The sequence below is a fragment of the Peribacillus sp. Aquil_B1 genome, assembly GCF_022603275.1.
Taxonomy (GTDB): domain Bacteria; phylum Bacillota; class Bacilli; order Bacillales; family DSM-1321; genus Peribacillus.
In genome coordinates this window covers 2095601-2111079 of the sequence record NZ_JAKXEE010000001.1, presented here as the reverse complement: position 1 = coordinate 2111079, position 15479 = coordinate 2095601, and the positions used below count along the sequence as shown (strand labels likewise).

Genomic DNA, 15479 nt, shown 5'->3' with positions numbered 1-15479 from the left:
AACCCTATTCCTTTATTAGGAAGAGGGTTGTTTGTGTTGCCTTATACATAAAAAGCATTGGCGTTTATCTTGTTCCAATGTCGGGGCTATCAATGTAAGAAGTCGGGGTCATCCAGAACACATATTTTTCATTCTATTTTTTTGACCCTGCTGCATAGGTGAATTGTCGTCCTTTTAAAATAATTAACTGCCTAATGTTTTAAATGAATTTAACAAACTATGATTTTTCAGGATATTAACGCCCTCCATGTAAGATTAGTTCAAAGATATCTTTTTTATGTAGGGGGGAAGATTCATGATAGACAATCAACATTCTAACCATTCCCATGAAACTCTTGAGCCGTTATTCAATCCAAGATCCATTGCAATCTTAGGTGCCTCCAAGAGTGAATACAAAATCGGGAATTTACAGGTCAAAGCTCTATTGGAGGGACATTTTAAGGGAGAGATTTACCCGATCAATCGCAAAGCAAAAGAGATTGAAGGGATAAAGTGCTATGAATCTTTGTCCGATGTTCCGCATGAAATTGATTTAGCCATTTTTTGTCTTGGGGCGGATCAAGTGCAGCAAGGTTTAGAGGAATGTGCTCAAAAGAAAGTGAAAGCAGCCATCATTTTCGCTGCCGGTTTTTCGGAAACAGGAAAAGAAGGCATTAAGCAACAGGAATTGCTAACAGATATTGCAAGAAAGAATGGAATACGGATAGTGGGCCCCAACTGTGTTGGATTAGTGAATTTGTCGAATGGTTTGATTGGCACTTTTTCCCCTGCCATTCAATCAGTGCCATTAAATGACCAAAGAGGCGTAGGATATGTCTCCCAAAGCGGTGCATTTGGTGTTTTGACCTATATGGCAGCAGCTCAGAATGGATTGAGCTTCAATTACTTCGTGAGTGTAGGAAATGAAATGGAAACTGAATTCTCGGATGTAATTGAATATATGATCCATGATTCAAAAACAAGTGTGATAAGCGGCTACTTGGAAGGTGCAAAAAATCCGGAAAAATTACGAAGCCTGGCAAAAGAGGCATTGGATAGAAACAAACCCATAATTGTCATGAAAACCGGGAGGAGTTTGGCCGGAAGCAGAGCTGCAGCTTCTCATACAGGATCACTTGCGGGATCGGATAAAGTGTATGATGCCTTTTTTAAACAAGCTGGTATCGTAAGGGCTGACGATTATGAAGATATCATTTCTTTTTCAAAGCTATTCCTATCAAAGAAGCTTCCAAATGGACGCAATACGGTTATCATCACCAGTTCTGGCGGGAGGGGGATAAATGAAGCGGATCGCTGTGAATCAAATGGACTTACCATCAACCCACTCAGCTTAAAGACAACAACAGAAATCAAACGAAATATACCTGCATTTGCAAGCGCTTCCAATCCTGTGGATTTAACAGCGGCCGCCTCTGTTTCCAATCCTGAGTTATTCCTTGCGCCATTGCGGGCACTTGTGGAAGATCCGGATGTCGATAACATCATTTTTACGGAATTTCCTTTTAATTGGACTGCCGAGCACCCTTTGCTACAAGAGTTTATTGAAATTTGCAGTTGCTCAGATAAATTTGTATTCATTACAACTTTTCCATTAGATGGCATGACACTCCCGCCTGCTACCGCTGTGCTTGTGAAAAATGGCATACCAGTCATTCCGGGAAACCTTAATCCGATAAGAGGGCTGGCGAAACTAGTTGAATACAGTGAATATTATCGAAAAAATCTTGAATCTCAAGTTTCTGATAGTACAAAGAAAATAGAGAAACAAAGCTTACAGGACATGCTGAAGCCCGGTGCTACATTAAGTGAATCAGAAGCCAGTCTGGTTTTGGAACGATACGGGATTGCTGCCACAAAGCGTTTTATAGCTAAAAATGAAAACGATGCAGTACAATTCGCTAACAGTATCGGTTATCCGGTTGTGTTAAAGGTCGATTCGCCGGATATCCCACATAAGACGGAAGCGGATGCGATTCGATTAAATGTAAGGACTGAACTTGAGGTCAGGAAAGCTTTCACAAATATTAAGCACAATGCACTAACTTATAAACCTGAGGCTACAATAAACGGCGTTTCCGTTCAGGAGATGTTACCTGATGGAGTGGAAATCATTGTTGGTGCAAGTGATGATCCCGTATTTGGACCGGTTATCATGTTTGGTCTAGGGGGAATATTTGTTGAGGTTTACAAGGATATTTCGTTTAGGATTGCTCCGCTGTCAAGACAAGATGCACTTGAAATGATTGAAGAAATCAAGGGGAAGGACATTTTAACGGGAGCACGCGGGAAAGCACCAGTTGATATCGAAGCCATCATTGATGTGTTATTAAAGGTCTCCTCGCTAGTTACAGATTATAAAGATTCCATCGACGAATTGGATATTAATCCATTGCTGGTATATGAAAACGGTATCAAGGCAGCTGATGCCATGATTGTTGTAAAAAATAAAGTGAATGATAAAACCATTATTAGGGGGTAGAGAGCAATGGAACTCGATCATTTGAAAGGATTAACGGGAGCTGAATTTATATTTGAAGTCGAAAAGAGGCATATCCGTCAATTTGCTGAGGCGATTGGAGATTTTAATCCCTTATATGTGGATGAAGAATTTGCTTCGAAATCTTCATATGGCGGCATTATTGCACCGCCAACCTTCCCGATTGCCATTGGTCAGGATAGCGGCGAAAGCCTTGACCTGGGCCTGGAACAAAGGAGAATGCTGCATGGTGAACAGGAGTTTATTTATTCCCGCCCCATTAGGCCAGGTGATAGATTGCATTGTCAGATGAAAGTATCAAATGTATACGAACGGGAAGGAAGAAAAGGAACGATGCAGTTCTTGGTACTTGATACAGAAATGAAAGATGAGTCAGGTGAAATGGTGGTCATAAGCCGAACAAATATCATTTATCGGCCCATCAAGAGTGAACATGCTCATAGTTCATGACATTAAAGTATCAATATCAAATGCTAGCAAACTGCAAACAGGAGGAATCAGGGATGTTGAAATATGATGATTTACATGAAGGGCAAAGACTTGAACCTTTCATCAAGCCACCTGTAACCAAGGTTCAACTTGTTAAATATGCCGGTGCTTCAGGAGATTTCAATCCATTGCATACAGATGATGCATTTGCACAAGAGGTTGGCATGCAGGGTGTGATTGCTCATGGAATGCTTGTAATGGGCTTTCTTGGTGAATATGTAATGAAACTGGCTGGTGATCATGCTGTACCGGCAAACTTTAAAATGAGATTTGGTGCTGTCACCGTACCAGGAGATCGACTCACATGTTCTGCTTTTGTGAAAGGTTTATATGAAGAAGGAGGTCAACGCTTTGTAAGGCTGGACCTTATTGCTGAAAAGGAACCAGAGCAAATTGTGGGTTCAGGTGAAGTCGTTTTACAGATTCGGTAAAGTTAACAAGTTATCAAATAGTAGGAGGGTTTATTATGGAAAGCATGAAAAATCGCTATGCCATTGTCGGTGTAGGGGAAAGTGAGCGTTCAAAGAATTCCGGTACAACCCCGTTACATTTGGCGTTGGACGCCGCTCGAGCTGCATTGAATGATGCTGGTCTTCAAGCGAAAGATATTGATGGGTTCATGAGCTATTCGGAAAACGATTCTTGTACATCTCATCAATTAGCAACATATTTAGGGGTCCGTCCCAAATATGTTAAGGATATTTTGGGCGGGGGAAGCAGTACCGAAATGCTGATAGCTGACGCTGTTGGATTAATCGAATCAGGTCAATTGAATACGGTGTTGATTTATCGTTCCATGAATGGACGCTCAGGCGTAAGGATGGGCGGAGGCGGTTGGGATGTAAATATGCTTCAAACAGCCATAGAAGGCGGAAGCTTCATCATTCCTTACGGTGCTGGAAGTCCGGCTCAGTGGTTCGGACTTTTTGCGACGCGGCATATGCATGAAACCGGGCTGACAGAGGAACATCTAGGGCATGTCTGTTTAGCTTTTTACGAACATGCTCAAAGGAATCCAAAAGCATACTTTTATGGAAAACCACTAACGATGGAGGAATATCTTCAAACGCCCTATTTAAGCTATCCATTTAAAAAACATGATTTCTGCCTGGAATCCGATGAAGCCAATGCAATCATTGTCACTTCAGCCGAACGAGCTGAAGGATGCAAGTCCAGACCGGTATACATCATGGGTTTATCTGCTAGGCAGTGTGTGTCCCATGCGCATTATTGGAATGATTTAACCGAAGTGGCTGCTGACTATGTCGCTCCTGAAGTATATAAAATGGCTGGAGTAAAACCTGAAGATATTGACGTTGCATCCATATATGACTGTTATAGCTGGGTTGTACTTCGGCAGTTGGAGGCTTATGGATTTGCACCGCGTGGAGAGGTCGGAGACTTTGTAGCCGAAGGAAATTTGCGGATCGGCGGGAAATTACCTTCGAATACCGCAGGAGGAATGTTATCGGAAGGATATACACATGGAATGAATAACGTATTGGAAATCGTCCGTCAAGTTCGTCATGAATACAAAGGAACCGATCGTCAAGTTGAAAATTGTGAAATTGGAATCTGTACTGGCTGGGCTGGACCTGATATGGCCGGTGCCATGATCTTAAGAAATTAGGAGGGGACAAAATGGAATACCAAAAACCTATTCCGCTAAAAACGCAGGATAATAGTCCATATTGGGATGGAGCAGATCGTCATGAACTGATGCTTCAAAAATGCAATGGCTGTCATCAATACTCCCACCCTCCCGGTCCGAGCTGTGCAAAATGTGGCAGTTCTGAACTTAGCTGGGAAAGCCAAGGCAGCGATATTAACGGTAAAGTCTATTCATATATCGTTTCCTATCGGCCCTTTTTACCTGGATTCCAGGATGAATTACCGCTCGTAATTGCCATAGTCGAATTAGATATGTTGCCCCAGGTCAAGCTAATCGGAAATATTCTGCATTGTTCACCTGAAGATGTTGAAGTGGGTATGCCTGTAAAGATGATTTGGAAGGAAATTACGGATGAACGTTCACTGCCGCAGTGGATTCAGTCATAGAAGTGTAATTTGCAAGCATTAAAGGAGGAAAGAATCTATGGATTTTTCGTTTACAACAAAAGAAGAAGAATTCCGTCTTGAATTGAGAACGTGGCTTGAAGGAAATTTACCTGAAGGTTGGCTTGAAGGAACGAGTAATGTTTCAAAAGATGAAGGTGAGTATGCCGCTTTTCTCAGGAATTGGCAAAGGAAATTATATGAAGGTGGCTGGGCAGCGATTGCCTGGCCCAAAAAATATGGCGGACGAGAAGCGACGTTGATGGAGGAAATAGTTTATCAACAGGAAATGGTTAGAGTAAAGGCTCCGGCGCTTGTGAATTATGTAGGTATCCATATGGTGGGACCCACTCTAATGCAGATTGGAACGGACGAACAAAAAGCAAAATATATCCAAAAAATTCTCACTGGGGAGGAAGTATGGTGTCAAGGATATTCTGAACCGAATGCTGGATCTGATTTATCCGCCATTCAAACAAGTGCCGTAAAGGATGGAAATCGGTGGATCATTAATGGTCAGAAGGTTTGGACAAGCTTTGGCCACTTGGCTGATCGATGCTTTTTACTGGCTAGGACGAATCGTTTTGATAAAAAGCATAAAGGGATAACGGTTTTCCTATTGGATATGAATCAGCCGGGCGTGGAAACAAGGCCCATCATTCAAATGGATGGTCAGCATGATTTTAATGAAGTCTATCTGAATGATGCGATTGCATACGATGCTGAAATAGTTGGGGAGGTAGATGAAGGCTGGAAAGTTACGATTGCATTGCTTATGCATGAAAGAACGGGAATCGGAGCGCAAGTTTTTACATTAGAGCAACAATTTAATGAACTTGTAGCATTAGCTAAAGAATTGAATGAAGATGATAAGCCATTGTTGGGCAATCCGCTTGTTCGTCATACAATGGTAGATTTATATACTCGCTCCCGGGGTTCACTTTTGAACTATTATCGTAATCTAACTAAAACATTAAAAAACGGTCATCCTGGTGCAGAAGGTTCAATGGATAAATTGATGGTAAGTGAACTTACTAAGGAGCTTTTATCCCAATCTATTTCATTACAAGGACATAAGGGTGTGCTGTGGAAAGAAGATGCAATTTCCTCCAACTCCTATTGGCAGGACAATTATCTTTATTCTTTTGGACAAACAATTGGAGGTGGAACGAGCGAAATTCAAAAGAACACCATTGGGGAAAGAATTCTAGGTTTACCAAAAGATATGGGACGTTAAGATGAAACGGGGGGAATAAAGGTGGATTTTTCTTTAAATCAAGAACAAGAAATGTTTCGCGGATATGTACGGAAATATTTAGATGGTGCTGGGCAAACAAAAACGGCCCGTGCATACATGGAGGGTGAAACGGGATCACTAAGGGCCTTATTGTCGGGGCTTGCCGAATTAGGATGTACAAGCATTAATATATCGGAAGATCACGGGGGAATGGGCTTAGGTCCCCTTGATTTAATACCTGTACTTGAAGAAACCGGCCGTTCTTTATTCCCGGGCTTATACTTAGAAACGAATGCACTAGCTGTGCCATTATTAGAGAAATTCGGTACGGAAGAACAAAAAGGTAGGTATTTGGCAGAAATTTCGGCTGGTACAAAAACATTCTCATTAGCCTGGTTAGAACCAGGTGGAAGTTACGGCCCTTCTGGTATTAACCTGGAGGCAAGACCCCTAAACGGTCAGTTGATATTAAGTGGTGTGAAAACAATGGTTCCCGATGCAAAGTTGGCTGATCATTACATAGTGTTAGTCCGCACAGGCAAAGGAAACCGAAATGAAGGGATTACATTAGTTATCGTCGATCGAAATGAAACGAACTTGACGCTTGAAAGCCAGAAAAACATCGACGAAACCCGGCAATTGGCAGCATTGGCTTTCAATGATGTTGAAATTCCCATGGGTCAGGTACTTGGGTCATTGCATCTAGGATGGGATGCCCTCCAAGAAGGATTACTCTCTTTCAATGCAGCTCTCTCCGCAGTAATTGTCGGGTGTATGGAGAAAGTGGTAGAAATGGCAGCAGAGTATGCGAAGATTCGTGAACAATTTGGTCAGCCCATAGGAAGATTCCAAGCGATTAAACATAGAATCGTCGATATGAAAATGGATCTCGAAACAGCTAGATCTTTAGCTTATTATGCTAACTGGGCTTTGGAGAGCGGGGCAGAAGATCGTGTTCAAGCCATTTCCTGCGCACGAATATTTGCCACGAATGCATTCGTACGAATTTCGTCAGACAATATTCAGATTCATGGTGGAATTGGGTTTACAGAAGAAATTGATTGTCACCTTTTTGTTAAGCGTGCAAGGTTCTATGAGAATTATTTAGGAAGTACCGAACAATATTACAAACAGGCAGCTACGGCATTAGGTTGGTAGTAAAGTAGAAAGGGTTACACTCATGTTTTACTAATCCGAAGGGTGGAGATGAACGTTGGAAATTTCATATAAAGTGAAAGAGTACCAGAATATCATTAATGGCGATCTGGTTCCAGCTTCTTCCGGGAAGCGGATTGAGAGCTACGATCCGTCAACAGGCAGGGTTTGGGCAACCATTCCTTGCAGTACTTCCCAGGATGCCGAAGCGGCGGTAGAAGCAGCCCGAAGCGCTTTTGCCGATTGGTCTTCGAGGCCAGCTTTGGACCGGGCAGCTTACCTGAGGAAAATAGGTGACTTAGTCGTAAAACATGGAAAAGAGCTAGCTGAGTTGGAATCAAGAGACAATGGTTGGGTGATAAGCGAAACGAGCCATGGCCTCATTCCCAGCTTAGCAAGCCTTTGGTATGATGCAGCAGGTGCTACAGCTATTGGAAGTAAGGGAGATACCGTCCAATTGGGACCTTCAAGTGTAGGGTATTCATTGAGGGAACCTTTAGGGGTAATAGTAGGAATCCTTCCATGGAACTCACCGCTTTTCACTTTTACCATTAAAGCGGCTTATGCTATTGCAGCAGGCAATGCTGTCATTATCAAACCATCTGAATTGGCTTCTATTGCTTCACTACGATACGGAGACTTGATTAATGAAATCCTCCCGCCGGGAATACTGAATGTCGTATCAGGAACTGGAGCGGAAGTGGGGGATACTCTAGTAAGCCACCCAGATGTGAACAAAATCAGTCTGACCGGTTCTGGAGGAACGGCAAGGGCGATAGCACAATCGACCGCAAGAAACCCTAAGCCCATGATTTTGGAGCTTGGCGGGAAATCACCAAACATAGTCTTTGCGGATGCAAACCTTGAAAAAGCAGCACAAGGGGTGACAAACTATGGGATATTTAGCGGCAACGCAGGCCAATTATGTGTAGGCGGATCGAGGATTCTAATTCAAAGGCCCATACTCGATGAAATGATCATAAGGATGAAAGAAGTGATAGAACAGCAAATTCAACTGGGTGATCCAATGAATCCAGCCTCTTCAATGGGACCGATCGCTAACGCTGCTCAATATGAAAAAGTCCTCTCATATATAGATTTAGGCCAAAAGGAAGGAGGGGAAATCATCATCGGTGGCCGTCATGGAGGTGTTAGCCTATTACCTGATGAACCCAATTTAGCTGATGGCTATTGGGTTGAGCCAACACTGATCAAGGTCAATAGTAATTCTCTCCGTATCTGTCAAGAAGAAATCTTCGGTCCGGTAGCGACCGTTATCCCCTTTGATACGGAAGAGGAAGCCGTCACCATAGCTAATGACAGTGATTTTGGTTTAGGAGCTGGAGTATGGACCTCGAATTTGGATCGGGCACACCGGATGGTCCGCAAGCTGGAATCGGGTAATGTGTGGGTGAACTTGTTTCGCAGGGTGGGACCTGAACTCCCATTCGGAGGCCAAAAAAGCAGTGGATTTGGAACGGATACCATTCTTGAATATACCCGTGAAAAGACCGTTTATATGGAAATAGGATGAGTTTTTATGAGATTAGCAGGGAATTCGCTGTAAATAGTGGACTGGAGGTTCTGTAAATGGCACAAGATTCTAAAGGCATTTTTTATGGATGGTATGTTGTGTTGTGTGGCTTTTTCATAATGTTCGCCGGTTTCTCGATAATAAATTCCCTGCATAGTTTGTTCATGGTCCCTGTTACAGAGGATTTAGGAATAAGCAGAACCACTTTTTCCATTGCACTTTCCATTGCGGGCCTTGGAGTGGCAGTTGCTTCTCCGATAATGGGTAAATTACTCGCTAAAGGGAATATGAAATTGATCATGTCAATTTGCGTAGTAATGGCCGGAGCAGGATTCATGTCATACTCGCTTGCCAACTCAGCTGTATATTTTAGTATCATAGGCTTTGTAATTGGCATCTGTGTTGCAGGCTTTTCTAATATTCCCATATCGATCATGTTAACCAATTGGTTTTATGAGAAAAAAGGAAAGGCCATGGGTTTGGCTTTTGCGGGGTCGGGAATTGGGGCAGCAGTACTCAGTCCGATCATTACAAATTTAATCTCAAATTATGGTTGGAGAACGGCCTACGTAATAGCAGGGATACTGATAATTGTCTTAACATTACCCTTGGTTCTTCTATTTGCAAAGAAAAGTCCCGCAGAAAAAGGGCTTGATCCACTGGGTTCTGACAAAGTGGAAATGGCCGAAACTACTGGGGAATCTGAACAGAATGGCTTAATGATGGGGGAAGCAAAGAAGACAGCCATGTTTTGGATTTTCGTACTTGGAATCGTTTGTTTTGCATTAGTTGCAGGCGGGGTGCAAATGCATATCCCAGCATACTTGATCGATATAGGGCATCCAGCCATCTTTGCTGGCACCATTTTTGGCATACTCTCTTTGGCAAATACGGTTGGTAAATTGATTTTAGGAGCTGTTTTGGATAAGTACGGTACGGCAGGCGGTGCCATTTATGTAGGCGTTTGCATGACGATCGCTATGGCAGCGCTATTGTTAGCTAAGACACAGGCATTCGCATTCTTATTCGCCATCGCCTTTGGCTTTAGCATTGTGATATCCACTCTAGGGCCTCCCTTCATGACAAATGATATTTTTGGAAAGAAGGATTTCGGTTCCATCTTTGGCATTGTGCAAGTTTTTTTTGTGGCGGCAGGCTCATTGGGTGTGATCGTGTCGGGTTTAATCTATGATTTGACAGAAAGCTATCGTGCTGCTTGGATCTTCTTCCTTTGTTTATTCATCTTCAGCATGGTTTGCGTACTAGCGGCAAATGGCATGAAAAAAAAGACAATCAGCAAAATCAAAAATATTCCCGACCAAAAAATAGTCTAGTTTACTAGAGAAAAATACCATATTGAAGGGTTAGTGGTAAAGAGCGGCAGGCTAGATTGCTGCTCTTTACCTTACTGTTAAAATTTCCTCCTCCATTCCTCATCTTCCAGTGGCACACCATTGGTGTTAATATATTCTACAATCATATTTCCATGTTTAAGAACTCTATCTTTTTTTAGGGCATTGATAACTGCGGTAAAGCGGTCTTCATCTGCGTCCTGTTTCTTACGTGAAAGGGTAATCCGTATGGTTGGGGAAACATCGTAATCTTTATAGCTGGCTGGTTTATTCGGATCAATCTTCCATTCTTTCCCGACACCCTCATCAAACACCAAGAGTAATTGATTATAATCGCCTATCTCTTCTTGAATCTCCTCCCAATCTTCATTCTCTGTAATATCTCCCAGTTCCTTGGAGATCAACACGTCACCCAGTTCCTTTTCAACATAAGGCCTGATTTCTTTTTCTGCATCATCTTGCCATTTATCAGATAGGAATGTATCCTCCATTTCCCCTGTTTCATCATTAAAGAAAACTAGAAATTGAGTCCCATATTTTTTATGTTTCACTTTAGCTGCGTATTCAAAATAGCCCCAGTTTCCCATATTATCGTATAAGACATCATATATTTCGGTTCCTTCATCAAATGTTTTCTCTAAATATCGTTCAGCTTGATCCCGGACTTTCTTTTCTTCATCAGGATCTGCTTTCATACTTTGTGTGAATGAAAACATAAGGATCATCACACCGGCTAAGATGATTAAAAAAACACCTAGTATAGTCAGTAAAATCTTTTTTGTTTTGCTCAAGGAACACCCTCCTGTTATCTCTGCTACTTCTCAATAATTCCCATATTATTCTAACATTTTTATCGCTTATTTTACTATGCGAAATCTAAATGACCTGACCTCCAAAATATCGGGATACTTTGTTACAATATATAAATGGTTAATACCCTAAAGGGAGAGATCAACTTGGAAACCTATCAAAGAAAAATGAACCATAATCGGGATGAATACAGAAAGTTGCGGTGGAAACAGCATCGTCTACAAGTTACAGGGTTATTCGATGCCGTTTTTGCAAAAAAAGCGTTCGTAGATAAAGTGGCTATCGTTGGTGCAGGCAATTGCGATGATTTGGATTTAAAATATCTGGCAACTAAATGCAACTCCATCTATTTATTTGATATTGATATGGAAAGTATGGAAAAGGGTACGGCGAATTTGCCTGAACGGATCCGGGACAAAATTCAACTTGTTGCAATCGATGTAACAGGCCTCGATAAAGTGGATTTTGATCACCGCCTATCTTCCATGTTGGATCGTGGTGAAACGGCAAAGGTAATTATTCAATATTTAAAGGAAACCGAGAATCAATTAGGTCAGCTTTCTGAAAGGGTTTTTGCTAATTATTACAATGATTTTGATATCGTGGCAACTTCCGCCATTTATACGCAACTATTTTATAATTGGGCCAAGGAACTGCTTTCTGATTATGAACACCAATATCAGAAAAAAGGCACAGAAAAGATTAAGAATGGAATTTTAGATTTAAGGGATGAAATCGTACGTACAATGAATCACTCTATATCTAAATGTACCAGGCAAAATGGATTCTGTATTACATGGACTGATATCTTAAAAATCGAACCGGAGTATATGGATACCATTAATGAAGGGCTGAATGCCATCTTTACATTGGCCTCGAACGTGGGATATGGGGCAGCATTGATAGGGATAAAAACGTTTATTGAAAAAGTGGATAAAAGCGAGTTAAGCCTTCGATACTGGACATGGGATTTTCATGCAAACAAACAGTATTTGACCATTGGTATTATCGGGAGATTGAAAGGGGTGTAAATTGAAAAATGGCGGGATAGATAAGCATATCAGCAGCTATCTATCCTTTTTTTGATTGGTTATAGTCCCCTTATCCTTTAGGCGTGATAAAAAGGGGCTTGGCCAGCAAACCATAGGAAATAAGACATAATTATATAAAAGGTATAAAAAAACGATGAAATTTTTGACTATTTGTCTAATGATTTCACTAACTGGTGTGGATATAATGAATCTGTTAAAAACAGAATATTCCGATTAGTAGAGGCGGGGAAAGCAAAGGTAGAGGAAGGTGTAATGGTGGCCAATAAAGAAAGGGGTGTTTGTTTGAAAGCAGATATTGTGTTCATAAATGGCGAGGTCATAACCGTCAATCAAAAAAATGAAGTCGCAGAAGCCCTGGCAATTAAAGGTGATCGTATTTTGGCAGTCGGAACGAATCAGGAAATCAAGGTATTTATCGGAGAGGAAACAAATGTGATTGATTTGCAGGGGAAGTCATTACTTCCTGGGTTTATAGATTCTCATATTCATCTTATCTTGTACGGTGTCAATCAATTGGCGGTAAGTTGTAAAGCTGAACATATCCAATCTGTAGAAGATGTGTTAATCGATCTGAAGGAGAAAGCTTTGACGACCCCTAAAGGTGAGTGGATCCGTGCCTGGGGCTTCAATGAGACTGCTGTGAAAGAAAAACGTTATCCTACAATAGCGGAATTGGATGCTATTTCAACGGATCATCCGATTATCGTAACCCGTACATGCAGCCATATTAGTGTGGTGAATGGCAGGGCGTTAAAGATTGCCGGAATAGATGAGAAATCAGAGAATCCAACTGGAGGGATCATTGAAAAGGATAGGGAGGGGAGAATTACAGGCAAACTCATTGAAATGGCAAATATGATAATGGCCGACAGAGCAAGTTATTCTGAAAGTGAACTGTTGAAAGCAGTGAAAACAGCGTCTGAGCATTTCATCGCAGCAGGTATAACAAGCATTCATGAAGCAGGTGCTCATGGCCCTGAAAGTTTCCGTTTAATGCAGCAGGCCATAAAAAATAAGGATATTCGTGTCCGTATCTATGCGATGGTCGGTTCATTGAATAATTCTCATGAATTTGTAAATAAAATGGTAGATTCGGGAGTCATTACCGGAACAGGGGACGAAAGATTCAAAATCGGGCCAGCCAAATTGTTTACGGATGGCAGCAGTACCGGTCCGACAATTGCTACCCGTGAGCCCTATTCGAGTGATCCTGGTTACTCCGGAATTCTTTATTATAAAGAAGAGGAAATCTATCAAGTATTAGGTCAAGCACATAAAAAAGGCTTTCAGATCACAGTCCATGCCCAAGGGGATAAAGCGATAGAGATGTATTTAAACTGCGTCGAAAAGGCTTTGAATGAATCGCCAAGAAAAGATCATAGACATAGGATCGAGCATGCCGGAATATCTTCTCCAGACTTACAAATGAGGATGAAAGAACTTGGAATCATCCCAATCCCCAACCCCCCATTTCCTTTTGAATTCGGTGATATATATATTGAACATTATGGCAATAGGGTCAACCACATGTACGCCGCCCGTGATTTTATTGATAATGGGATCTTGGCTGCCGGAGGTTCTGATGCTCCCGTTACTGATCATGACCCCTTATTAGGCATACACGTTGCTGTTAATAGAACAAGCAGGTCTGGTACGAAAATAGGTCCGGTTCAATCGATTAGCGTTTTGGAAGCCATAAAACTATACACATGGAATGGCGCGTTTGCGAGTTTCGATGAAGATGTCAAAGGCAGCCTGGAGGCAGGGAAGCTGGCCGATCTAGTAGTATTGAATGATAGTATATTGAAAGTGGATTCTCAAAATATCAAGGCTTTGAAAGTTGAATCAACGATTCTGAATGGGGAGATTCTTTATCATAGGGAAACATTGGTAGAAATATAATCTATCGTAACTACTCTAACTCAACTAGATCTTCACTTTCATTTTTGGGCTTAAGCGAACGTAAGCGGGATTGGACAAGGATTAAAAAAAGGGGGATATTCGCTATGAAAAAGCAAAAATTATTAATTAATGGGAAGAGACTGAGTCGTTCACTTGAGAAATTTGCTGATTTTGGTCGTACAGAAAACAACGGTGTCACAAGGCTATCTCTGTCCGAAGAAGATCGATTAGTCCGTGATTACTTTTGCGAATGCTGTAAAGAATTGGGTATGACCATTAAGGTTGATGATATGGGGAATATCTACGCTACTTTGGCGGGACTAGAAAACAAACCCCCTATTGTAATGGGATCGCATATGGATACCGTAAAAAAGGGCGGACGGTTTGATGGTATCTTGGGTGTAGCTGCAGGCTTGGAAGTCGTGCGGACACTGGTGGAAAACAATATCCAACCTAAAATTCCGGTAATGATCGTCAATTTTACGAACGAAGAGGGAGCCAGATTCGAACCTTCCATGATGTCTTCAGGAGTTCTTTCAGGTAAATTCGAAAAATCCATCATGATGCAAAAAACGGATAGCGAAGGAACGACATTCGAAAATGCTTTGAATGCCATTGGATATGCAGGTGATAGTGAGTCTCGTTTAAAAGAAGCGACTGCATTTTTGGAGTTGCATATTGAACAAGGGCCCATTCTTGAACGGGAATCACTTACGATTGGTGTCGTAGAATGTGTCCTTGGTATGGTGTGCTATGAGATAGAAGTTACAGGCGAATCGGATCATGCAGGAACCACCCCGATGAATATGAGAAAAGATGCTTTCTTCACTGCGAATAGCTTGATTATGGAAGCTCGTCAAAAGCTAGGCATGCTTGATGACGATTTGGTTTTTACGATGGGAAGGGTAAATGTGTTTCCTAATATCCATACGGTAATCCCTAATAAAGTGGTTTTTTCGCTGGAAGCGAGACATAAGGATTCCAAAGTCATCGAAAAGGTGGAGAAGGTCATTGAAAGCCTTAAAACTACAGGTTCCGAAAGCGGCTGCGACATCCAAGTGAAAAAATTGTGGGACAGGGATACCGTTTGGTTCGACAAATCCATTTGCAATTTGCTGGAGCAATCGAGCAATTCATTAGACCTGCCTTATAAAAGAATGGTAAGCGGTGCAGGACATGATGCACAGTTTATAGCTAGTTATATACCGACCGCCATGGTTTTCGTCCCAAGCATCAACGGTAAAAGTCATTGTGAAGAGGAACTTACTACTTGGGAAGATTGTGAAAAAGGCGTCAATGTAATATTGGAAACGGTCCTTGCCATCCAGTCATCTTAAGACGAATATAGGGTTGGTTGAATGCAGCTAATGACATTGAAAAAAGGGCGCTATCAAAC

At 41.7% G+C, this 15479-nt stretch carries 13 protein-coding genes; 12 read left to right on the top strand and 1 reads right to left on the bottom strand.

Translation table 11 applies throughout. The annotated features are described in order from the left end of the window. Positions 1-295 precede the first annotated feature (295 nt). The 9 genes from MPH60_RS10340 to MPH60_RS10300 are packed head-to-tail and all read left to right on the top strand — an operon-like array spanning position 296 to position 10301. Positions 296-2479 (top strand): acetate--CoA ligase family protein, encoded by a 2184-nt coding sequence (locus MPH60_RS10340; RefSeq protein ID WP_241594837.1) that lies wholly within the window; start codon positions 296-298, stop codon positions 2477-2479. A 6-nt stretch (positions 2480-2485) separates the two neighbouring features. Continuing rightward, a complete protein-coding gene (locus MPH60_RS10335; RefSeq protein WP_241594836.1) occupies positions 2486-2947 on the top strand; it encodes a MaoC family dehydratase N-terminal domain-containing protein in 462 nt (153 codons plus the stop codon). 53 nt (positions 2948-3000) lie between these two features. After that, complete coding sequence (locus tag MPH60_RS10330; RefSeq protein WP_241594835.1) at positions 3001-3417, top strand: MaoC/PaaZ C-terminal domain-containing protein; 417 nt, start codon at positions 3001-3003, stop codon at positions 3415-3417. 35 nt (positions 3418-3452) lie between these two features. After that, positions 3453-4616, top strand: a complete 1164-nt coding sequence (locus MPH60_RS10325; RefSeq protein WP_241594834.1) for a thiolase C-terminal domain-containing protein — start codon at positions 3453-3455, stop codon at positions 4614-4616. 11 nt (positions 4617-4627) lie between these two features. After that, on the top strand, positions 4628-5044 hold the full coding sequence (locus MPH60_RS10320) for a Zn-ribbon domain-containing OB-fold protein (protein WP_241594833.1): 417 nt from the start codon (positions 4628-4630) through the stop codon (positions 5042-5044). A gap of 37 nt (positions 5045-5081) precedes the next feature. Continuing rightward, positions 5082-6278 (top strand): acyl-CoA dehydrogenase family protein, encoded by a 1197-nt coding sequence (locus MPH60_RS10315; protein ID WP_241615823.1) that lies wholly within the window; start codon positions 5082-5084, stop codon positions 6276-6278. Positions 6279-6299: 21 nt separating this feature from the next. Next, complete coding sequence (locus MPH60_RS27885) at positions 6300-7436, top strand: acyl-CoA dehydrogenase family protein (RefSeq protein WP_241591790.1); 1137 nt, start codon at positions 6300-6302, stop codon at positions 7434-7436. 55 nt (positions 7437-7491) lie between these two features. Then, on the top strand, positions 7492-8967 hold the full coding sequence (locus tag MPH60_RS10305) for an aldehyde dehydrogenase family protein (protein WP_241591788.1): 1476 nt from the start codon (positions 7492-7494) through the stop codon (positions 8965-8967). A gap of 56 nt (positions 8968-9023) precedes the next feature. Next, positions 9024-10301, top strand: coding sequence for an MFS transporter (locus tag MPH60_RS10300; protein ID WP_241591786.1), 1278 nt, complete (start codon positions 9024-9026; stop codon positions 10299-10301). Between the two features lie 77 nt (positions 10302-10378). Here MPH60_RS10300 and MPH60_RS10295 read toward each other — a convergent pair whose 3' ends face one another. Continuing rightward, complete coding sequence (locus tag MPH60_RS10295) at positions 10379-11110, bottom strand: alkaline shock response membrane anchor protein AmaP (protein WP_241591785.1); 732 nt, start codon at positions 11108-11110, stop codon at positions 10379-10381. A 165-nt stretch (positions 11111-11275) separates the two neighbouring features. Between MPH60_RS10295 and MPH60_RS10290 the strand changes: the two genes are divergently transcribed. The 3 genes from MPH60_RS10290 to MPH60_RS10280 all read left to right on the top strand — a co-directional run bounded on the left by MPH60_RS10290 (position 11276) and on the right by MPH60_RS10280 (position 15420). Beyond that, on the top strand, positions 11276-12160 hold the full coding sequence (locus MPH60_RS10290) for a hypothetical protein (RefSeq protein ID WP_241591783.1): 885 nt from the start codon (positions 11276-11278) through the stop codon (positions 12158-12160). A gap of 303 nt (positions 12161-12463) precedes the next feature. Next, the gene (locus MPH60_RS10285) at positions 12464-14083 is read left to right on the top strand and encodes an amidohydrolase (RefSeq protein ID WP_241591781.1); all 1620 of its coding nucleotides are present in this window, start codon (positions 12464-12466) and stop codon (positions 14081-14083) included. Between the two features lie 104 nt (positions 14084-14187). Next, positions 14188-15420: a Zn-dependent hydrolase gene (locus MPH60_RS10280; protein WP_241591779.1), complete on the top strand. Its 1233-nt coding sequence runs from the start codon at positions 14188-14190 to the stop codon at positions 15418-15420. Positions 15421-15479 lie beyond the last annotated feature (59 nt).

Coding starts and splice junctions, on each gene's coding strand:
- MPH60_RS10320 (WP_241594833.1), top strand. CDS start 4,628: ATGGAATACCAAAAACCTATTCCGCTAAAAACGCAGGATAATAGTCCA.
- MPH60_RS10340 (WP_241594837.1), top strand. CDS start 296: ATGATAGACAATCAACATTCTAACCATTCCCATGAAACTCTTGAGCCG.
- MPH60_RS10300 (WP_241591786.1), top strand. CDS start 9,024: ATGGCACAAGATTCTAAAGGCATTTTTTATGGATGGTATGTTGTGTTG.
- MPH60_RS10330 (WP_241594835.1), top strand. CDS start 3,001: ATGTTGAAATATGATGATTTACATGAAGGGCAAAGACTTGAACCTTTC.
- MPH60_RS10315 (WP_241615823.1), top strand. CDS start 5,082: ATGGATTTTTCGTTTACAACAAAAGAAGAAGAATTCCGTCTTGAATTG.
- MPH60_RS10325 (WP_241594834.1), top strand. CDS start 3,453: ATGGAAAGCATGAAAAATCGCTATGCCATTGTCGGTGTAGGGGAAAGT.
- MPH60_RS10335 (WP_241594836.1), top strand. CDS start 2,486: ATGGAACTCGATCATTTGAAAGGATTAACGGGAGCTGAATTTATATTT.
- MPH60_RS10280 (WP_241591779.1), top strand. CDS start 14,188: ATGAAAAAGCAAAAATTATTAATTAATGGGAAGAGACTGAGTCGTTCA.